Annotated in this window: 10 protein-coding genes and 1 tRNA gene; 2 read left to right on the forward strand and 9 right to left on the reverse strand. The window is 59.5% G+C overall.

Annotated features, from left to right (window positions below; translation table 11 throughout):
• Positions 1-13 precede the first annotated feature (13 nt).
• From CIT39_RS17490 to CIT39_RS17520, 7 genes are all read right to left on the reverse strand, one after another.
• Complete coding sequence (locus CIT39_RS17490) at positions 14-2,014, reverse strand: calcium-binding protein (RefSeq protein WP_094973920.1); 2,001 nt, start codon at positions 2,012-2,014, stop codon at positions 14-16.
• Positions 2,011-3,756, reverse strand: a complete 1,746-nt coding sequence (locus CIT39_RS17495) for a type I secretion system permease/ATPase (RefSeq protein ID WP_094973921.1) — start codon at positions 3,754-3,756, stop codon at positions 2,011-2,013. Before CIT39_RS17495 ends, CIT39_RS17490 begins: the two co-directional genes overlap by 4 nt.
• A 75-nt stretch (positions 3,757-3,831) precedes the next feature.
• A complete protein-coding gene (locus tag CIT39_RS17500; protein ID WP_094973922.1) occupies positions 3,832-12,156 on the reverse strand; it encodes a peroxidase family protein in 8,325 nt (2,774 codons plus the stop codon).
• Between the two features lie 521 nt (positions 12,157-12,677).
• The gene (locus tag CIT39_RS17505) at positions 12,678-12,962 is read right to left on the reverse strand and encodes a hypothetical protein (RefSeq protein ID WP_094973923.1); all 285 of its coding nucleotides are present in this window, start codon (positions 12,960-12,962) and stop codon (positions 12,678-12,680) included.
• Between the two features lie 59 nt (positions 12,963-13,021).
• On the reverse strand, positions 13,022-13,687 hold the full coding sequence (locus tag CIT39_RS17510) for a LuxR C-terminal-related transcriptional regulator (protein WP_094974055.1): 666 nt from the start codon (positions 13,685-13,687) through the stop codon (positions 13,022-13,024).
• 485 nt (positions 13,688-14,172) lie between these two features.
• Positions 14,173-14,361: a hypothetical protein gene (locus CIT39_RS17515; protein WP_162308316.1), complete on the reverse strand. Its 189-nt coding sequence runs from the start codon at positions 14,359-14,361 to the stop codon at positions 14,173-14,175.
• Positions 14,362-15,232: 871 nt separating this feature from the next.
• Positions 15,233-15,322: transfer RNA gene (locus CIT39_RS17520), tRNA-Ser, on the reverse strand.
• Positions 15,323-15,369: 47 nt separating this feature from the next.
• On the opposite strand from CIT39_RS17520, the gene CIT39_RS17525 reads away from it, so the two are divergent.
• Positions 15,370-15,600 carry a hypothetical protein gene (locus CIT39_RS17525; RefSeq protein ID WP_148667318.1) on the forward strand — a complete coding sequence of 77 codons (231 nt, stop codon included), beginning with the start codon at positions 15,370-15,372 and terminating at the stop codon, positions 15,598-15,600.
• A 937-nt stretch (positions 15,601-16,537) separates the two neighbouring features.
• Here CIT39_RS17525 and CIT39_RS17530 read toward each other — a convergent pair.
• Positions 16,538-16,738 carry a hypothetical protein gene (locus CIT39_RS17530; RefSeq protein ID WP_094973925.1) on the reverse strand — a complete coding sequence of 67 codons (201 nt, stop codon included), beginning with the start codon at positions 16,736-16,738 and terminating at the stop codon, positions 16,538-16,540.
• A gap of 4,103 nt (positions 16,739-20,841) precedes the next feature.
• On the opposite strand from CIT39_RS17530, the gene CIT39_RS17535 reads away from it, so the two are divergent.
• A complete protein-coding gene (locus CIT39_RS17535; protein ID WP_094973928.1) occupies positions 20,842-21,258 on the forward strand; it encodes a hypothetical protein in 417 nt (138 codons plus the stop codon).
• Positions 21,259-21,325: 67 nt separating this feature from the next.
• Here CIT39_RS17535 and CIT39_RS17540 read toward each other — a convergent pair whose 3' ends face one another.
• Positions 21,326-21,649, reverse strand: coding sequence for a hypothetical protein (locus CIT39_RS17540; protein ID WP_094974056.1), 324 nt, complete (start codon positions 21,647-21,649; stop codon positions 21,326-21,328).
• Between the last annotated feature and the right edge of the window lie 85 nt (positions 21,650-21,734).

The following is a 21,734-nucleotide window of genomic DNA, read 5'->3' on the forward strand; positions in this document are numbered from 1 at the left end:
GGACCTCTTTCCCTCAGCTGACCGCGACGGTGAACTGAAGTTGATGGTGCCCCTCGACCTGGATCGTGAAGAACTCGTCCGTGTCAGGTCGATCACGCACATCCACCAACGTCATCTTGTTGCTGTCTGCCTCTTCAAATCGGAAGCGCACCGGTCTCTGGTCTCCAGTTGTCGAAAGATAGACGTCGTCGAACATATCGGAGATCGTTTCGTCGAGATCATCCTCTCGGAGGACACTGATCTCGTAGGTCGCAGCTACTATTCGATCACCGACGGTGAAGTCAGTGATCTTGCGGATCGTCATCGCCTGGTCATCTTCGCCCGTTCTCTTGAATTCGAATGTGTCGTCGCCATTACCCCCGGTCATCGAAATGGAGTTCGATCCAGCGACAATATGATCATCGCCGGATCCGGTAATGATCTTCTCGAAGGCGGCAATCAAATCGTGTCCCACATCGAGACCGTCGGCAGTGCCTCCCGCGACGTCGACCGTAACGCTTAAGGTTGCGGTCGAATAATCGAGCGTGTCCTCTCCGGTTCCACCGTCGTAGGTATCATTAGCCGCGTCAGCCGCGACTAGAAAATGGTCATCTCCGGCATCGCCCTGCGCCCTGTCGCTACCCAGACCATCCGCCAGCATGTCGTTGCCGGCGCCACCGAACAGAGAATCATCGCCGCCAGCCGCGATGATCACGTCATCGCCGACACCACCGGCGAGGCTGTCATTGCCACTTCCGCCATCGAGCGTGTCGTTGCCTGCATCGCCCTGAATGATATCGTCGCCAGCGCCACCGATCAGGATGTCCGCACCGCCCCCGCCTGAAATGACGTCGTCTCCATCTTCGCCCATGATGGTGTCGTCGCCGTCCTCGCCATGCAGACTGTCGTACCCGGCACCTCCGAACACCAGATCGTTTCCCGCGCCCGCGAACACCAGGTCGTTGCCTTCCCCCGCATAGACGATGTCGTTGCCGCTCCCGGCGACGATGTGGTCGTCGCCCAACCCAGCGACAATCGTATCGTTGCCCTGGCGGGCGTCGATGTTGTCGTCGCCATCTCGACCGTCGATCCGATCGGCGCACTGCGTGCCGAGAACGTTGTCGTCGGCAGCCGTCCCGATGATCGGCGGCGCCTCGATGACGCTAAAGTAAGCGGTCTGCACGACAGATGCGAATCCATCGGTAATGGTATAGGTCAGCGTCACTTCGCCGAGCATTCCCTCATCGCGGGCGAACACCCAGCTTCCGTCCTGCGCCTGCGTGATAGCGCCGGAACTTGCCGAGAGATTAACGATCCTCATAGTGTCGCCGTCCGGATCGTTGGCGCCGCTTAGCAAGGCCAGGAGCGAGATCGTCAAAGCCTCACAGCCGATCACATTGCGCAGATGCACCGGTCCGCTGATCCGGGGCGCGCGATTGCGATGGGGATCGATATCGAGGTCTGGGTCGGGAGTGGGATCGAAGGGGTTAGGCCCCCGCGGCTTGTCGTTACCGCCTCCGCCGCCACCACCGCCACCCGAAGCACCTGCTCCATCAACAGACGCGGATTGCGGACGATTATCATTGGTTGCCCGAATTGGATCTCCCAAGGGACCAGTGTCGACCCGAACCTGGACGGGACGCTCTAGTCCGTTGAAGTCAAGTGCCGGCGAATCATTGGCCAGGAACTCGCTGATCCCTTGCGGCAGTACGATCCGGATCGGCACGACATTGTCGGACGACTTGCCGGCATGCTCGACCTTGTCTGTGGTCGCATCTTCTGCGTCTGCGACGCTCGCTTCTTCTGCTGGCCCATCGCTCTCGTCTTTGGCACCGTCATCCCTGTCGTTCTGCCGGTCTTCGTGCGCTTCCACTGTCGTCGGAAGGAAGGTCTTCAGGTACGTCGCAAACGCAGTCAGAAGCAGCAAGAAAGCGATCGGCAAGATCCCTTTCTTCTCCGGCTCCTTCTCGACGTAGTCCTCTTTCCTTGATTGCGATGGCGGCGCCTTCGGTTTCAGCGCCTGAACTGTAATCATGCTGGCCTCCTCACTTGCGCTTGGAGTTCTTCGGTTGCAGGTCTTGCTGGCAGACCTGGTGTCATGATGTCGTTCTTCTTGCCGAACGCCGTCATGCGGCCGTTCTGGACGATGGCAACCATATCCACGGCCACGAGCGCACTGGGCCGATGGGCGATTACGATCGTGATGCCCCCCCGGCCTCTGATGCCTTCGATCGCCCTGGTCAGGGCCGCCTCGCCCTCGCCGTCAAGATTCGAATTGGGCTCGTCCATGATCACAACGAAAGGGTTGCCATAGAGCGCCCGCGCCAACGCCACGCGCTGGCGTTGACCGGCGGACAATGCCGCACCCTGGGGGCCAAGCTGCGTCCGATACCCTTCCGGCATCTTCACGATCATCTCGTGAACGCCGGCCGCCCTGGCCGCCTCGACCACTTTTTGATAGTCCGGCTCCGGCTCGAAGCGGCAGATGTTCTCTTCAATCGTCGCATCCATCAGGCTGATTTCTTGAGGGAGGTAGCCGACGTGACGACCGATATCGTCCTCGCGCCATTGGCCGAGATCGGCGCCGTCCAGGCGAACACTGCCGCGCAGCAGCGGCCAGATGCCGGTAAGGGCGCGCACCATGGTGGTCTTGCCACCGGCGCTCGGTCCGATGATGCCGAGCGCCTGGCCCGCCTCGAGTTCAAAGCTGATGTCGCTCAGGATGACCTGTCCGGATCCGGGGACGGCGACTGTGGCCTTGTCCACGCTGAGACGCTTGCTCGGCGCCGGCAGCTTCATCGGCTGGTCGACATCGGCAAGTGCCACGACAGTGTCGCGAAGCCGTTGAAAGGCCATCCGCGCCGCGATGAACGCCTTCCAGTTGCCGATCGCCAGATCCACCGGCGCCAGGGCGCGAGCGGAGGCTACCGAGCATGCGATAATCGCGCCGGCCGAGAGTTCACCCTTGATCGTGAGGTAGGCACCCAATCCAAGCACGGCGGACTGCAGCAGCATGCGCAGCACCCGCGATACTGCGGCAAACGTGCCGGTAATGTCATTCGTCCTGGTCTGCAGCTCCAGATGCTCGCCATTAGCCGCGTGGAAGCGATTGACCGCGCGGTTCGCAAACCCCATCGCCTTGATAACGTCCGCATTGCGTGCGTTGGAATCTGCGATGGTGTTGCGGACCATTGCGGCCTTCCGAGCAGAGACGCTCAGATGCTTGGTCATAATCTCGCTGACGACGGTGAGCACCGTAAGTATGAATGCTCCCGCGAACGTCAGCGCGCCCAGGAGCGGGTGAAGGAGATAGATGAACACCAGATAGATCGGCATCCACGGCAAGTCGAACAGCGCCGCAGGTCCTTGGCTGCCGAGGAAGCCGCGGACCGTATCAACGTCCCGGCCACGCTCGAGCGCCTCGGACGTCGAGAAGCCGAAACGAGGCATGTCGATCGCCACACGGTGAGCCAGCGGAGCGATCTTCTTGTCCAGCCTCGCGCCGACACGCACCAGCACCTGCGAACGAACGACGTCGAAGCCGCCTTGAAAGAGGTAAAGTCCGATGGCCAAGCTGGACAGAACGACAAGAGTCGGAATGCTGCCGCTGGTCAGGGCCCGATCGTAGATCTGCATCATGTACAACGAGCCGGTCAGGGCCAACACGTTGATCATTCCCGAAATCAAGAACAGAAACAGGGCTATGCCGCGGAAGCCACGCGTCAACTCCTCAAGATTGCGGCGCTTTGCCGGCGTCAACTCTTTGGACTTGGCCATTGGACTCCAACGCTCGCTTCAGAGAGAAAGGGACACGATGGAGGCGATTTTTCAATCGCCTCCATCGTACTGAGCCTAGAGATTGACGTTGGCATTCGTCAGGGTGTGATGGCCTTCTATTTCAATCGTGAATTCGGCGGCCTCGTCTCCGTCGACGTTTCCTTGCAGGACGGTGAACTCGCCATCGGCCCGCGTCTCGTGGCGGACGGCCAATTGGCCTGCCGCCGTCTGAGCGGCCCCGCTCACGAGAGTGAAGGCCTGATCAGTTGCCGTACCAGTGTCCGCGTCGATGCCGCTCAGATCGATGCGATCGCCGGGCTCGAACCCATGGATCGTGTCGCCATCCGCAGCGAAGGTGGTCTGGAACTTGAAGGTATCGTCACCTGCGCCGCCATTCAGCACGTTGGCCGAGTTGCTCGCCGTGATGGTGTCGTCGCCGGAGCCGGTGTTGACATTCTCGATGCCCCAGATCGTGTCGTTGCCGGTCTGAATGCTCGACGTGCTGCCGTTCATCAGCGGGCCGGAGCCCAGGTTGACGGTGACCGCCGCAGTCGACGCAGACATGTCGAGCGTGTCGATCCCGCCGTCCCCAGTACCTTCGTCGCCGAAGTACGTGTCGTTGCCGTCACCGATCTCCGCTATGATGAGATCATTCCCGGCGCCGCCGAAGACGGTATCGTCGCCTGCGCCGGCGGTGATCATATCATTGCCCTCATCGCCGAAGAGCCGATCGGCCCCGGCATCGCCGTAGACGATATCGGCGTCCGCACCGGCAAACACGTGGTCATCGCCTGTTCCGGCAAAGATCACGTCCCTCCCCGCGCCACCGTTGGCGAAGTCTGCATCTTCGCCCAGGGCGATCGCGTCGGCCCCGGCATCGCCAATGGCAATGTCGCTTCCGGCGAATGCAACGATATTGTCATCGCCCGCCGTTCCGACCAGCATGTCCGACTGCGCCGTTCCAGTTCGAACCACACCGTCCACTGCGGTTTCTTCATCGTCGCTGTCGTCCGGCGGCGTCTCGCTATCGTCGCTGCCGCCAGGCTCATCCGTCAAGAACTGCGGCGGAACGACGCCCGTGAAGGTAACCGAATGGATTCCGTTCGAGATCGTCTTGGTGCCGTTGTCGTTCTCCACGAGCTCGTAGGTCGAGATATCCGATCCTTCGGGAAGCTCGATCACGTCCTCGGCCTGCAAGGCGCCGATGATGGTGTCGTTGCCGCCGTTGGACCTGAACACGATGCGATGAGCCGACGTCAGAGCCGAAATATCGATCGTGTCGTCACCTTGCTCACCATCGATGGTAATGGTGTTGAGGCGCAGGCTGGTGCCGGAGAAGTCGCCGATCACCTGGATCGTGTCGCCGCCTGCGCTGCCGCTGCCGACGGGTTCTGAGTTGTTGATACGTATCTCCTCGATCTCGCGCAACTCGGCGATGACCGAGTTGGCAAAATCGGTATTCGCGCCGCGCGTGACGACAATCTCCGTGGCCGCATTGAGGCTGGCGCCGATGTTGCCCGGCAGTGCATCCCAGGCGGCACGGGTGTAGATGCGATAGGTCTCCGCGACGGCGGCGTTGCCGGTGATCACGAAGGTATCGCCCAGAGCACCTTCAGCTCCACCGTTGACGATATCGCGACCATCGGAGTTGATCAGCGACGTCGCGGTCGCGGTGTTGGCGTTCCAGTTGAATGTGTCGTCACCATCATCGCCATTCACGGTGTCATTGCCGGTACCGCCATTCACGATGTCGTTTCCACCACCGGCATTGACCAAATCGTTGCCGGCAAGGGCATTGATCGTATCGGCATTGGCCGTGCCGTTTAGCGGGATGTTGTTGCCCGCCGTGCCGGTGATCGTCGAGGCTGGCGTCGTTGCCAGGGTAAAGTCGTTGATGTCGATGGAGGCATTGCCGACGGCATTGACCGTGATCGTGCCCTGGATCGGCGAGGCCGCACCACCCTCCCTGATCGTGAGCACGGTGTTGCCACCGGACGCGCTCTCGAAGACACGGGTGGCAAAGTTGGCTGCCGTGACGCCAAGACCCGAGAGATCGATCTTGTCCTGGTTGGCCGCGGTGCCCCCGTCTGCATCGAAGCTGCTGATGGTGTCGTTACCGAAGCCGCTCGAGTTGTAGACGATCGTATTGAAGCCGGTGCCGACATCGATGACGTCGTTGCCTTCGCCACCTATCATCACGTCGTTGTTGTCGCCACCGGACAGGGTGTCGTTGCCGGTACCGCCATCCAGCAGGTCGTTGCCAGCGTTGCCCGTCAAGACGTCGATGCCGCCGCCACCGAACAATTGATTGGCAGCGTTGTTTCCGACGATCGCGTTGTCGAGAGCATTGCCGGTTCCGTTGATTGTGTTGCCTCCAGTCAGGTTCAGGTTCTCGACGTTGGTGCCCAGAGTGTAGCCGATGGACGAGTCAACCCGATCGATTCCTCCAGAGCCCGCGGCGATCTCGTTGACCACGTCGCCGGCATCGTCAACGACGTAGATGTCGTTGTCGGCGCCGCCTGCCATGGTGTCGGCCCCGGCGCCGCCATTGAGCGTATCAGTGCCGATGCCGCCGTTCAGCGTATCGTTATCGTCGCCGCCGTTCAGCTGATCGTTGCCGTCGCCGCCGAGCAGGGTGTCGGCGCCGAGCCCGCCATTCAGCGTGTCGTTGCCCAGGAGCCCGCTCAGGGTGTCGGCGAGGTCGCCGCCGGTGATAACGTTGTTGAGATCGTTACCGGTACCGACGAACGGATCGGCGTCGATGCCTGTGTATTCCAGGTTCTCCAGGTTGACGATCGCTTCGATCGACAACACGGCCATTTCGGTTTCGATCGTGTCGATGCCCTGGTTCAAGGCTTCAACCACCACGTCGGCAATGTCGTCAACGACGTAAGTGTCGTTGCCGTTCAGGCCGACCATCACGTCAGCATCGAGCCCGCCGTCGAGAAGGTCGCCATCGCCGGCTCCCGAGCCGCCGACCAGAAGGTCTTCACCAGCTCCGCCTTGCAGTTCGTTGTCTCCGGTACCACCGAAGATCAGGTCGTTTCCGCTGCCGCCGGTGATCTCGTCATCGGTACCGTTCTCGCCGGCGATGAAGTTGTTGGCCGTCGATGCCGCAAGATTGATGGTGCGGCCGAAACCGGTCGGATCGGCACGGTTGACGATATAGTCCTCGAAACCGAGCAGATAACCATTGTAGGTGGCGCCGGTGAAGTTGATCCTCTCGATGCCCCGCTGCGCATTGCCGCCGTCAAAATGGTTGATGGCGGTCACCGTCTGTCCGTTCGCGGCGACAACAAGGTCGCCGTTGGCGGTGCCAGTATCATTGTCTGCGGCATTCAGCGTCGTGAGCGCGACCGGCAGGTCCTCTGTGCTGCCCGTCTGGATCACGAGCCGATCGACCGATCCGCCGTTGTCGAGTTCGGTGATCGTGTCGTTTCCGTCGCCCAGACGGACGTTATAGGTATCGTTGCCGAGGCCGCCGTTGAGCGCATCGTTACCGAGGCCGCCGTCGAGCGCATCGTTGCCGTCCCCGCCGTTGAGCGTGTCGGTCCCGTCTCCACCAATCAGGATATCGTTGCCACCCAGACCATTGAGGACGTCGTTTCCGCCGAGCCCAACGATCAGGTCGTTGCCGTCGTTGCCCACCGGGGCGCCGGGATTGGTGCCATTCAGCGCCGGATCGTTGCCCGGCGTTCCCATGATGATATTGAACGACTCACCGCCAGCGAACTCCACGCGCTCGATGCCGCGGAGCTTGTCGGATCCGTCGCCATCCTCGATGGTGTGTGTCACCTGTATGCTGCCGTCGGCATTGCCGGCGAAGATGTATTCGCTGGCAGCGCCAGCGAATACCGCGGTATCGGTATCAACGACCGCGTCGCCCGTAGCCAGGATCTCGCGCACGATCACGAGCTGACCCGGATTGTACGTGCCGGCAAACATGGCGGCCGCGAGTGTCGTCATGCTGTTGTGCGAGTCGATTTCAGGGCCGGTTCCGTCCAAGTTCTGACGGACACTGATCCGGACATTCAGCCACTTGTCGCCGTCGATGATGTCATCGCCGGCGCGGCCCGTGATCCGGTCGCTGCCGTCGCCGCCGAGAATGATGTCGCCCGCGGAGTAGGACGTAACGCCGGTGCCGAGGACGGCGGCCAGGCCGTTGATGAGCGCGAGGCTCTCGGCCGTGACGGCGCTGCCGGTGTAGCCTTCCGAGCCGCCGAGAGCCGACGGCAGACGATCCGCGGCCAGGGTATCGGCGCCGGTCAGGATATCGTTGAACCTCGAGCCCGATACACCTTCGACCGACTCGTAGGCGTCGAGCGTGCCGTTCACCGGCGGGTTCGGGAACTCATCGAACACGATACCGCGCGTCAGGTCTGCGTCGACGCCGAAGGCGTTGTCCTTGTACGTCACCCAGTCCCAGCCCGACATACCGGCCAGCTTTCCGCGACCGGGACTGCCAACCATGACGTCGTCGCCGCCCTCGGCGATGAACTCGTCGAAGCCGCCATCGCCCAGGAACACGTCGTGTCCGACGACGCCGTCGCGCGCGAAGAGTTCGTCGAAGTTGTCGCCCGGCGCGCCGTCGAAGGTGCCGGTCTCGATCCAGTCATTGCCCTCATTGCCCAGAAGGCGCTCGGCGTTCTTATTGCCGTAGATGAAGTCGTCGCCTTCACCGCCGAACACCTCGCCGCCGGCGTCGTTGCCCAGGAAGACGAAGTCCTTGCCGGCACCGCCGAGGACGAGATCCAGCCCCGGTCCCGAGTTGATGACGTCGTTGCCGGCGCCGCCCTTGATGTTATCGTCGCCGCCGAGATCCTTGATGATGTCGTCGCCGTCGCCGCCATTGTGAACGTCGTTGCCGGCGCCCCCTTCGAGGAAGTCGTTACCGGCATCGCCGTGGAGCGTGTCGTCGCCTTCGCTGGCGATCAGGATGTCGTTCCCGGCAGTGCCGCCGAGCACGACGTGCTCGCCGCCCGTGTAGCGCAGGTAGTTGGTGTCCGCGCCCGGCGTGGCCGGGTTGTTGCGGATGACCAGCGGGGTGAGGATTCCGCCGCCGACCGGATCGTTGCCGAGATTGTCGGCGCTCTCATCGATCCCCACAGTCAGCGGATCGTCGGCCAGGATGCCATCCGCACCGGCCGTCTCACCCAATCCCGGATTGTACTGCTTGGTGCGGTCGATCTCGAGGATCAGGCCGGGGACCGAGAACACGTCCGACGGCAGATGGGTGGCGTCGGTGTTGCGCATGATCATGGCGGCGAAGGAATTCGCCTCCATTTCGCCGAACAGATGCAGGCCATCGAGCCGCTGCAGATAGTAGAAGCGGTCGCCGTTCTGAAGCTGCTCCAGCGACACCTCGAAAACGAAGTTGAAGGTCGAACCCAGCATGCCGCCGAACGGCAGGATCTTCTCGGCCAGGCCGCCGATCCAAAGATCGACATTCTCCAGGCCGCCCAGGGCGTTGCCCGCCCCGTAGGCGCCGACGCCGTTGAGGAAGTCCTCGGCATCCTCTGGCACCAACAGGCCGCCGACCGATTGCCCGGTGATGATGGTCAGCGCCGCGTCGCGCTTGCCGTCGATGGTTGTCTGACCGGTGATAAGCGCGTGGTTTCCGTACGCCGCGATGAAGTTGATGATCGACGCTTCGTGCTTGAGGTTGGCGGCGAACTCGACCCAGCTCTCGTAGGGCTTGAGCTCGGCCGCGCTATTGGTCACCTCGAAGAACTCACGCCGCGCGGCGTTGAGCGACGGCACGCCGGTATCGCGGCCGCGCGCCAGATTGATGGTGGCGAGATCGAGCGGCAGGCCGAGCAAATTGTTGCGGAGCGCACTGGTTACGAACTCGTCGATTTCGTTACCGACCTGCCGGGTCATACCCCGGATGATCGCGCCGGCCGCGACTTCGTCGGTGACGCCGTGTGCGGTACCGCCGACCTCGTCGAACTCGAATGGATTGAGAAAGCCCTCGATCAGGCCGATATGCCCGGCGTTGAACGACGGATCGAACCGGTCGATCGTCTCGGTCAGCATCGAGTGACCGAAGCGATAGACCACGTGGGCGAACTCGGCGACGATCGACGGATTGATCGTGACGTCGTAGCCGTCGGGAACGACGAACGGATTGATCTGCGGCTGGATCTTTCGCGCGAATTCCTCGAACACGAGATGCTGGTACTGCATCTCGGTGCCGAACTTGGCAGCCTGGAACAGGCGTTCCCCGTTCCATTCCAAATCACTGACGCCATCGCCGATGACGGCACCGGGCACCAGCCATTCCTGGATGAACGCGTTGTCGCCGGTGGCCAGAATGACCGCCTTGGTGTGCTCGACCAACCGGTTGTGCTCGGCGTGGAAAACATGATGGACCGCGGTCAGGCCGATGTTCTCGTTGACGCGGCCGTCGCCGGCGATGAAGTGCGCGTCGAGCAGTTCGTTGTCATATGCACCGGGATCTGCCGGTTCGTTGCCTGGATTGCCCAGCCCGATCTCGATGTCACCATCGGCGAGGCCGGTCGGCACGGCATCGTGAGCGATGTCAGCCAGGAAGGCGTGGCCGATGCGAATGGTCGTCGGAGGGAGCGCAATAGGAGCGGCGGGTGTTCCAGAAACGACGATATCATCCGCCGTGTTGGGAATCCCGTCGGCACCGATGCCAGTGATGATCTGCGGCGTGCCGTTCGCGCTGGGGATGAAGTTGCCGTACTGATCGGTTCTCAGCAGGGGCACATTGCCAACGTCTGAGTCGGTCAGGATGATTCCCAGCATATCCCGGGCCTGGACCTTGAGTTCACCCCAGGTCGCCATGCCGCCGTTGGCGCCTTCGATCAGCCTGCCGGTTGCGACCGGCTCGCCATCCGCGTTCAGCACGTATTGCCGCAGGAACACCTGGTGCGAGGAATGAGAGGTGTAGGTCTGGTTCTGGTCGACAAACGATGTCGTCGTGTTGATGGGTCTGACATCGTCAGCCGTGCCCATGATGCCATCGGCTCCAGGCGTAACGGTAGCGCGCGTCAGCACCATGAAGTTGGTTTGGCTGCCCGGCACATAGAGCGGATCGTCCGGCTGCAGGGGAATGTAGACGGTACCGCTGCCGCCCTTCCCCACCAGGTCGAGACCGTGGTCGAAGAACTGGCCGAACAGGGTGAACCACGAGTTGAACGATGCCGACAGGCCGCCGTCCGGCGCAATGTTAGGCAGGCTGATGTTCTCGCCATCGAACTCGATACCGAAACCAGCCAGGGTTGTTCCCAATCCCGCGATGGCTGCCGCTGCCGCCGCGTCTGCCGCATCGCTGGCGTCTTCGGCTGTCGCCTCGTTCACGACTGCCGTCGCCAGCGCGTCGTTGGCGGCGGTCAGAGCGGCAAGAGCTTCCGCGACCGCGTCCGGATCAACCAACGCATTCAGATCGGCAGTGAGACTCTCGGCAGGCGCTACATTATCATCCGCCAACGTCGCCGCAGCAGCGATCGCCGCAAAATGCGGTCCTGCAGATTGAGCTTCGACCAACGCTCCCTTAATCGCGACCAACTGCGTATGCAATGCCAGCGCGTTCGTCTGGACCGCCTGCGCGTCGCCGAATTCGACATGGCCCACAGATAGCTCAGTCACCACTGCGGCGGCAGCGTTGGAAGCGGCGAGCGCCGCCGCGACCGCTGCATCGACCGAGACGATGTCCGCGGCGCTGATGGTTCCACCGAGGAACAGCGCAATCGCGGCCGCTTCTGTCGCAGCATCCGCGGCCGCCGCCGCATCGTCGGACGTAGCGGCCAGTGCCGCGACAGCCGCGCCATTGTTCGCAAGTGCAGCGTCATAGGCGGCCTGCGCCGCAACCTGATTTGCGGTTGCCGCGGCGACAGCTGCTTCGGCGGCAAGCTCGGCAGCCTGTGCAGCGGTGGCCGCAGCGGTTGTCGTGATGATCAGTTCGGCTGCGTTCTGGACAATCACCAGGTCCGCAAACGGATCTGCCGAACCGGCGCGCTCAAGCGCGGTCACGATCGCCGCTGGATTGTTCAACGTCTGGTCGACGATGAGGTTGGAGATCGTGCGGATGCTGCCATCGACGACAAAGGAATTCGGATCGTTGGAGGGCGCGTAAGTCGACTGAGTCGGAATCGGGGGCATTCCTCCCGGCCCGTCGAAGTCCAACGGCGTACCGCTCGCGGGCCGGAAGTCCGTACCAAGCCCTTCGGGGAACGGGATGTCAGCCGCGCCCCACTGCTCCTGCCCGGGCAGCAGATTGTTGTAGGTGCCGTCGACAGTACGAAGACCTAGAGAGAGGTTGTAAGCCGGCACAAGCCCACCAACGCCAAACAGCGGCTGACCGCTCGCGTGCGCCTCAGAGATCTTGATCTGCTCGAGGATGAATTCCAGATCGCTCTTGATATAGGAAACCATGACGCGCTCCCGTTGTTGGGCACGGAGGCCACCCAAAGGAACGAGGTGTCCTAAAGGCGCAACCGTGAACTCTGGAGCACCTTTTGAGGCTTGCAAGCCGTTTGCGGAACGGAGGAAGGTCCGACCGTCTTTGAGACAAAGGTCGGAATGATCTTCAGACTTTGGTCCGAAAAGGCGGGGCTGGCGCCACAGCCTGTTTAGAGGAGAGTTTGAAAACCTTCAGCGGCACAGTTGCTCCTGCGACTAAGCCTTGGCAGGGGAACTCATCTCATATCGTTGAGGTGTGCGCATGTGCCGCGGAGCGGCAATACTTTCCCGGGCAAATGTCAGGACGAGCATTCCCTGCAAATTCGGAGTCAGACTGTGGGGGGAAGGTCAGATCGAGCGCCTTCGATGCGCATCGCTACCTTGCGGTACAAGGTCCTGAAGTCGGATCTTCGAACTTGGTCACAGCGCAGGTTATCCTAACCGCGCTCGCGGGAATATTTCAGCTGCTACCAAGCAGCGTCGCCGCCTGCCATCTAAGAGTCCATCGGCTTTGAGTTGCTCTGGGCCAATGAGTCTGCTGCCAAACTCTTGGCCATGCTCGACGCAAAGAGGGTACTGACGGATCTTCTCGACGCTTCTTCGTTCTGCCCCGTGAACAGCATCCATGCATGAACTAACATGGCTTGCGCGAGAATCTGGTCGGAAACGCCCTTATTTCGCGCTTGGGTTTTGGCGAGCTGGATGAACTCACGTGCCCAAAACAAATGCTCTCTCGTTGAGCCAATTCGATTTGTTGAGTCGTATTCCTGCTTGATCATTGGGGCCATTCCTACGTTGATCGCCAGCGCCGTCGATGTCGATGTCGACGTCGATGCGCTCAATTCAGCGCGTGCCCGCCGAAGTTGGAAGCTTGCATCCTCTGGGCGGCGACAACAACCTCAAGCCGATTGCGGGCATTCATCTTCTGCATGAGGATCGTCATATAGTGTTTTACGGTTTTGTCGCTCAGCTTAAGGCGCGCCGCAATTTCCTTGTTCGTACTGCCGCGTACCAAAAGCCGGACTATCTGCTCTTCACGGATGCTAAGGTTGATGATGGCTGCAGCCTTGCGCCGAAGCGTTTCGTCCCGCAATCCCGCGATGACCTGGCTGGCAAAGCTCCGGGTGATGTAGTTTTCACCCCGTGCGACAGCTTCGATGGCCTCGATCAGCTCACTGGACTGAGCTGCCTTCAAGACAAATCCAACGGCGCCTGCGTCCAGCGCTCGGATCGCAGTTGCAACCCCGGCCGCAAATGTGAAGGCCACAACCTTCACAGTAGGCACGCTGCCGATTACGTTGGTGATCGCCTCAAAGGCGTTGCCGGGCATACCGACTTCAATAATCAAGACGTCCGGCCGGCAACGAGTCGCGAGCTGGAGAACATCCGAGACGGCCGCTCCGGTGCCCAGCACCTCCAAATTGGTGTTGCGGCCAATGACGCCGACAATCGCTTCCAACGTAATCGGATGATGATCAACGATGCCTACTGAAATGCGACGCATCGACCACTCCATTTAAGAAATGGATCTAAATTTAAAATGGGGTAATTAGGTAAATGAATTTAGATCGAATGTAAACGGCCCATTATCGGCTAGGTTGTCGCACCGACAAGCGCCAGTATCCCGACGAATTGGTTTTCGCCGTGATACACACCAACAACATGATCGAGGATCTGAAAAAGCTCTATTACTCTCGCTTCAAGAGCGACGGTGAATGAGGCTGGCCCGTCTGCTACTCGGCCGGTTTTGCTTCCGGGTAAGCTTACGCCTCGCAATGGCGGGCCACACGATCCGCGGGCTCGGAGATCACCCGCCGCCGAACTTCCCGCTCCATCACTTCTAACGATCAAGGTCCGCCGGTTCACGCTGGCGGGCCTTTAGCACTAGGACTGAGGCCGTGAAGCGCGGGACTGATCCGAGCCCAGCGCCTGCCACGGTAAAGCCCAACTGCGTAGCAAGGCTCTCAGCGGCGATCGAAGCCCGGTCGCTTAATCTCCAAGTCTCAACTCCCGCCGGCTCGTAAGGTCGGCGGGATTTTTGTTTGGCGAAAGAGGACTATCGTTCTGCGCCAGCTCTTCAACGAGCATCAACAGGGCTCGGCGCTTTCCACGGCTCTTGATCTCTTTAAAGGCATTCACCAAGCACATCACTTCGCGATCATTCTCGGAAAAAGTCATTTGCGACTCCGGACCGACAGCCGCAGCAGGGGGACTGCTGCGGCCTCATTGTCGAAAAAATCCGGGTGAAAAATCTAAGTGAACTATGAGCCAGCCCCGGCAGCGTTTTTTAGAACGCAAACTTGCGTGCCGGCAAACTGTTTATTTTAGCAAGCGATCAAAACTAATTCGGCTGCTTAACGTACGTGGTTGATATCGGAAAATCTCGAAGGATGGCCTGGCCGTGGCGCCAAACGACGAAGGCCGCAGCAGTTCCCCTGCTGCGGCCTCATTGTCAAAATATCCGGGTGGAAACGATCTAAGTGAAATATGTAGCCAGCCCCGGTGAGCGGCAACATACCGCACCCGTGCCGACGCACAATGTAATCTAAGTCACACTTTGAAATCGTATTTAACGTGTGAGGGAGGCCCGCCGGGGCTGGCTGTGCTGGCGGGCCTCACCTCTGAGCAGAGCCGCGTATGTCCCCCACGGCCCGTCCCAGCCCAATTTCCTCGTTTCCGATTAATATAATTTAAATCTGGCGATGGATGACTGCGACGGCCTTTTCGGGCTTTCCTGTTAATTTTACGACTGACATTAATCGGAGGCTGCTCAATAATGAGAAACGATAAGCCCCGGCAGTGGACAGAAGCCGAAATGCGATTGCTGGTTAAAATGACGAGCCAAGGCGCCCGGCCGGCAGAGATCGCCAGTGTGCTGGAGAGATATCTAGCGTCAGTAAGACGTGTTGCACGGGATTTGGGGCTCGTGCTGCGAGGATGAACGAATGCCTTGTGGGCCTCGGGTTTGCCCCGAGGAACTTGCTGCTCGCAGATGATATAAGTTTCCTTGCAATGTTCGAACGACTGCGAACAGTGGAGAACAATATACTGGCGGAAGGGGTGGGATTCGAACCCACGGTACCCTTGCGGGCACGCCGGTTTTCAAGACCGGTGCCTTAAACCACTCGGCCACCCTTCCAAGCCTTGAAATTGTTTAGCTTTTCGTCGCGTTGCAGAGAACGTTTTGTGGACTCTGCTACCGCTTCGCTACCCAACGTCGTCGGTTTGCTTGTTTATGGCGGCTTGCTTGGTCACGTCAACCGGCCCACCGCCGAACTTCCAGGTTCCACCCCCCTCTACTGGCAGAACGCGATGAACCACGAAATGCGCAGTGCCGCGGAAGATTGTGCCGAGCCTTGGCAATGCGATATCGATTTCATACGACCCTCCTATCAATCGTTTGGTGTGGTGACCTGAGTATCCGCCTCTTTCTGAGCTTTAATTTTCTGGCTCTCCTCGTCCGTCGAATCGAATATGTCGACATCTAGCGCTTCGGGCCTGTTATCCCACCGACCTTCAAAGCGCGGACCCTCCCCCGACTTCGGCAGCTTAAAGATCGTCAAGCGTCCAGAGGTGGAACTTTAGCGAATCGTTGACATTGTCTTGCCATCGTCAAAGCACACGTATTCACCAAGTTGATCCCATCAGGTGGTTCATGGCCAGAACGATACAGATCAACATTGCGCTATGGGGAATGATCATCTGCGCGGCCGTCAAGCTAGCGCAGATTTGGTTCTAAAGCCGGCGTTTGTTTTTATCCAAAGAGCCATTGCACCATCTTCCAGACTACCCAGCCGATCGCGCTGATCCATCCTAGCATTGCTACGGCGACTGCGACGGCCCAAATGATCTGGACATGCCAGCGGCGACCGTTTCTGCGCCTCTGCTCAATGTTCACCGCCTCCGCGTGACGCAACCCGTCCTCGCCTGTTCGCGTGCTCTCACCAGGCTTAAATTCATTCGCCATTGTGATCGTTGGGAACCCAATTACCGGTCGGTTGAGCGACGTCACTAACTTACCGATGCGTTTGGCCGAAGGTTCGGGACGGGTAAGGTCGGGACCCGTTGATCCCCCTCGGGCGTAGCACTCGCACGTTAGAGCGTCGAAGTTCAGTCTCGAGTTCAGTCACCGCGACCTCAAGGCGCAAGTTCCGAAGCTCGTCCATAGTCTTACGAATTTCTTCTTCCGACAGTCGCGCGGGCTTTGAAAAAAAGGGTAGCCACATGAAATCGCCCTCTCTCTCTCGAAAGACGCCGAGTGGCTCATTTGGTTGCTCTCAGGTCGAAAAAAAATGCGGAACCTGGAAACTAGATTTTGGACTTGGGGTCCGCAAACGGTCTCTGACGGAATTGACTACTTCGACCGGCCTGGCCAGTTGATTGGCGACGCAAAGAGATCCCGGCGATCAATCTCGCAGCGGATTTCCTCGGCTCGCTGTTTGGCCGCTTCACCTAGGAAATGGTATCTATCGTTGTTGATGTCGGCCTCGACCTGCTGCCTGATGTTCTCGTAGAGATGCAGAAGGCTGGCATCGCTCAACTTGTCAAAACTCATTTTGGCAATCCGCGCGCGCGGGTGTGTTATGGCGAATTTGAAATGGTTGGTCGGGTTCTGCTCGATAGCTGTTAGATGAGTCTCTTCAGCGGCTCGGCCGGATCTTCCTCTTTCTGTGCTGTCTCCTCGACAAGCAACACAACCGCGCGGCGCTTGCCTCGATCCGTCCTTCTTGCGCACTGCTCTGCTTTTAAGAGCCAAAGCCGGCGAGCCGAATATGATGGCTCACCGGCTTCGTTGGGGTAGGCCCGGGCGGGGTAATCGGGGGCAATGTCCGGTGAATCCAACCGTACCCTGTGTTGCTATCAGTGCAACCGAAGTCCGAAATTAAGCTTGAGCGGTAGGGTAAATGGAGCCAGCTTTAGAAGCAGGACAGGCGAGCAGCAGGGTTCAATTGTTGTCGGTACTAGCGGTTGAGCCAGAGCGCTGGATGAAGTCGAGCAACGTCGAGAGACCATCAGACAGCAAGGAGCTCACGCCGACCCGAAGTGACGATGTCAAAATACCATCGATTTTCAAGCCAACGCGCCCCATCACTGCCGTCCATGATTAGGGTCGCCTACCCAATGATGCCGAGGTGGAATTCCGCGGTGAGTGAGGAAGTTGCGCAAGACTATGATGTCGGTCGCGTGAGCATTGGTTTTGTAGCGCGCGAACCAGTTTAGAATTGCATCCCCAGGAAATGCGCTGCTGTAGGCTTTGCGAGTAGAGTCAAAGCTGATGTTTCTCTCGTCGCTGGGTTTCGCTAGCGGAAACGAGGACGGCTTCAGGCACGCGCCAATTGCGAACATAGCGTAGTGGAAGCATTCGAAAGCGGAGAAGGCGCTGCTTGCAAATCCGAACAAATCGCGTTCTTGCTCGTATCGTTTCGGAAAAGCAGGTCCGGCTCCATCGGTGGCAAGCGATGTAGTGAATGAGTGATCGCATTTAGTGAGCGCCAGATGCCGGTTAGGAAGCGCACTCCATGCGCTGACAAAATGCGAATGGGCAACGTCACTAGCTCTAGAGACGAGCAAGTGAGCTATTTTCTCATAATCTTGAGAGGGGAAATCTAGCGCTGGAACGACGCCGGCTAGGATAATTGCGCCTGCCACTGATGATGCTCCCCTGGGCCCTGACATTCAATCGGAACCGAAGCGGGAGAGCAAGCCAAACTGCACCACACGTTCTCGCATTTAGCTGTGGAGTGTCGCGCCACTGCCCCTTTGCTGGCGCGACTCAGGCGCTTCCTCGAGCGGCGCAAATCTGCGCGCTGTGGAGGCGAGGATGTCCCGTGTCCAAGCATATCGATCGCATGAGGAGCGTCGTGCGGTCAGACGGAAGTGGATGAACGTGCCTCCGGGCACGACGCCAGAGCTTGCTGACGAATTTATCCGGAGGCTAACTGCTGGGACACGCTGCAAAAGATCACGTCGGGCGACAAGAGATGCGGCCCCGCAATCGTTACCCACAGCGCTTCAAGAAGCATTGCGAACTTCATCCATGGTGGGCTGCTACTGCGATGCGCCTGGCGACGGCAACCGCCAAAGCTGCCGACGTCCTAAAATCTCCCAAGCTATACAGGAAGTTTTGCAAGCATGGCCACTCGATGGACCGCGCCTATGTCTACTTCAGGTATGGCTACAGGTGCAGGAGATGTCGGCTTCGCGATCGGCGCAGCAATGCTGAGGCTGGCGTTCTTGAGCCCGGTCAGATTGAGAGAGCCTCAATCGCCTTGCGAAACGGAGCGACGATAAATCAGATCATTCACGGCCTTGCACCAGGAGGCAGACCTTACGACCAGACATTGATACTGATCCACCCATCTGTGTTCTATCGATATCGTCGTGCAAATCCCGAGTTCAATCGATTTGTGCTTGACGCGATCGACAGCAGGATTTGCCTGCGCGATCCAATCTCGCTAATCGCCTCCGGCACGCTTTCACTCGTCGAAAGAAAGCAACCGATCATCCTCGGGCAGAGCAGCGAACACCGAGTAAATCAGTGCGCCCGAGCCTAAAACGAGTAGCAGAACGACTGCAGCCAACCACCACCACATGGCTGCTAGCGGCCTTTCCGGTCGGAGTTTGACGCTACACCATCCTTTTGAGCCAGCTCCTCAAGGAGCATCACGAGCGCGCGACGCGTGCCTCGGCTCTTGATCTCTTTGAAAGCACTCACGATGCGAAGCGTGTCGCGATCGTTGCTAGAAAAATCCATGGGCGCTTCCCAGCGAGCGTAGGTCGCAGCAGGGGACTGCTGCGACCCAGCGCGGTCAAAAAAGCCGGGTGAAATAATCTAAGTAAACTATGTAGCCAGCCCCGGTGGAGGCACCATACCGGGCATTTGAGCAACGGCAATATAATCTAATTTACAAAGCAATTAGTTATTAATCTGAACCATGTGTACTGAGGGAGAGCGCCGCCGGGGCTGGCTAGCTGGCGGGCTCTCACCCCGAGCACAAGGCCGCGTATGTCCCCCGTCCCAATAAACACGCTACGCAGCCGCCGCTAACAAAGTGTAAACCTAGTTCCATTCATATTCCTCGGTCGCAATGGTGAACTCACTGCGACTTTTCGGCTGGAAGCCCGCTAGCTAAGGCGCATGGCGGGCTTTCTTCCTTTTCGAGACCAGTCTGATTAATTCAATAAAGCATTGCAGCGATGAAGAGAAACGACAAACCCAAAGAATGGACCGATGCAAAGGTGCAAATCTTACTCGCCCTTTCGCGCGCAGGCGCAGGCGCGGTCCAAATTGCGAGTGCGCTGGAAAGGTATGTCCCATCGGTGAAGCGTGTAGCGGAAAACTCGGCCTCCTACTTCGGGGTTAATGGGCTGCCGGTTTAAGGCGGCGGGCCGAGCACTCCCGGCGCTCTAATCCGCAATTGGATCGGCTGCCGGGAGCATTGGGGGCTGGAAAGCGAGCGCTGCCTGTTTTCCCGAAAGCAACAATGCGTAGAAACCCTGGTCCGGTAATTATCCGGATTCAGGGTGTTCTACTGTGAGAACACCGACGCGATTTAAGGACCGCCTGATTTCAAGTTGTCGGGAATGCCGCAGTGGGGCTGGAACCACGCTGCGGCTTTTCCCTGAGAAATCAATTACAACACACCTCGGTGTTTTTCGTCAGACGACATTTTTGCGCAGCAATTTGGTCCCGAAGTTCATTTTGAAGCGCGGCTAGCGCGGTTGAATACGTATGCGAACGGGATCGGGTGCAATCGTCTGGATAAATTGCCTTCTGGGCCTCGGGTTTGTTCCGAGGGAGCTTGGGCCCGCTCGCGGATGATGTAGGTTCCCATGCAAGTCCCTAACGATTCGGGGGGTGCCGTGAGTATTGTCTTACTCGCACTCGCAGCGTGCATTGTTGGTGTTCTTCTCCTACTGGCTTTCCGCCGATAGGGCCGACTGTGGACGCAAGAGTTGCCACGAATCCTCAGCCCAGCACCGAATTAGGTTTTTCGGCCGGTTGTTTTTGACTGTGCGCGGTTGAACGCGTTCAACTCCACGGCTGGAGACGAACGTGATCACTTGGCTGCTAGTAATCGTAATCGCGCTCAGCGTTGCAATCCTGATTGCCCACGCGATTGACGCCATACGTTCCTGAAGCGCGAGTTCCTGCTTGTCGTGGGTGTGGACGAACACCTAGTCGGCCCGATCTTTACTAAAGCTCAGCGTCGCCACGAGGACGATGGCCAACAGGAGCCACCCGGCAATATCGATAGCGGTCATGAGCCGCTCCCGCATTTTAGCTGGGCGAAGGCCGTTGCTACCGGATTTGCTACCCAACTGGTTGGGACGGCGCAGGATAGACGGAGACGAAAGCGCCTCGTGATTGCGGAAAGCCCTACGATCTAAGGCCGTAACGGCATCCCGCGGTATGTGCCGGGACGGCCGTTCCTGAATTTCAAGACCGGTGCCTTAAACCACTCGGCCACCCTTCCAAGCCCAGAATGGCTGTCGCTTAACGCAGGCCGTCCTGGAAGGCAACGCGAAGTTTGGCCTTGGCGCCCCATCGGATCGTCGCTTCGCCGCCAAACCGAACGTGCCTACTGGTTGACCAGGATCAATCGACTTCCGCCGGTCGTCGCTAGCGTTGGCTGGCGCCTTCGACGGAGGATCAATATGAGGCTGAAGCGAATTGTGTTGGCCGTTGCGCTTTTGGCTGGATTTGCGACACCCGCACTGGCGCAGTCGTTTCCGCGTCCGGTCCTCCAATTTAACGGGCAGTTGGTTTTTGGACCCACGCTCATCGTCGGGCTGAAGGTGGTCAACTGGAGCGATTATTCGCCCGCCTTGTTCGCAGATTCGCCAAAGCTGCCGCCGTGTGGGCTCACTCCCTCTGTGTCTCGCACTTGGGTCGACATCTACAACGCCAGAGGCCAGAGGCTCTACGGATTCTGCGACCTCGCCGAACCGGCCAATCTCTCGCAGCTCTTTTTCTCGGTTCCCGTCACCCAGCGGCCAAGGGCGGTTTACATCACCCTCATCGACCGGTTGCGGCGCCGCATAGTCGTGTCGAACAGGGTGGCGATTCCGTAAGTCGTGCAAAACAAAACGCGGCGCCCCTTGAGGGCGCCGCGTCAAATCCGTTTCTGACGATGTCCGCTCAGTAGCCGCAGCTCGCGCAGCCCATCTGAACCGGCGCGTAATACGAATACCCCGGCGAGACCATCTCGACGCGCTGGCGGGTGGCGTATTGCGGCGGGATGCGCTGGTACTGGACGGACGGCGGCGCGACCATCACGGTCTGCGGCACCATCACGGTGCGGTACTGCGCCGGCGTGCGGTGCGCGACGGTTGCGCCCGGCGACACCATCACGGTCTCGTCGACCGTGCGGTATTGCGGCTGCACGTATTGCTGCTGGTAGCAGGTCTGGCACGGCGGCGGTGCGTAGCAATTGTAGCAGCCGGCGGAGGCCGCGCTTGTCATGGACATCACGGCGACGGCGGTGGAGAAAACAACGGCGAGAGTACGAGACATTATGCAGCGCCCCAGTTGCCCGAAATGGATTTGC

The organism is Bradyrhizobium symbiodeficiens (assembly GCF_002266465.3).
Lineage (GTDB): Bacteria > Pseudomonadota > Alphaproteobacteria > Rhizobiales > Xanthobacteraceae > Bradyrhizobium > Bradyrhizobium symbiodeficiens.

Bases quoted from the DNA above. Each gene is read 5' to 3' on its own strand.
- CIT39_RS17530 (WP_094973925.1), bottom strand. From the start codon at position 16,738: ATGAGTTTTGACAAGTTGAGCGATGCCAGCCTTCTGCATCTCTACGAG.
- CIT39_RS17490 (WP_094973920.1), bottom strand. From the start codon at position 2,014: ATGATTACAGTTCAGGCGCTGAAACCGAAGGCGCCGCCATCGCAATCA.
- CIT39_RS17500 (WP_094973922.1), bottom strand. From the start codon at position 12,156: ATGGTTTCCTATATCAAGAGCGATCTGGAATTCATCCTCGAGCAGATC.
- CIT39_RS17515 (WP_162308316.1), bottom strand. From the start codon at position 14,361: ATGACTTTTTCCGAGAATGATCGCGAAGTGATGTGCTTGGTGAATGCC.
- CIT39_RS17495 (WP_094973921.1), bottom strand. From the start codon at position 3,756: ATGGCCAAGTCCAAAGAGTTGACGCCGGCAAAGCGCCGCAATCTTGAG.
- CIT39_RS17535 (WP_094973928.1), top strand. From the start codon at position 20,842: ATGAGGCTGAAGCGAATTGTGTTGGCCGTTGCGCTTTTGGCTGGATTT.
- CIT39_RS17510 (WP_094974055.1), bottom strand. From the start codon at position 13,687: ATGCGTCGCATTTCAGTAGGCATCGTTGATCATCATCCGATTACGTTG.
- CIT39_RS17540 (WP_094974056.1), bottom strand. From the start codon at position 21,649: ATGACAAGCGCGGCCTCCGCCGGCTGCTACAATTGCTACGCACCGCCG.
- CIT39_RS17505 (WP_094973923.1), bottom strand. From the start codon at position 12,962: ATGATCAAGCAGGAATACGACTCAACAAATCGAATTGGCTCAACGAGA.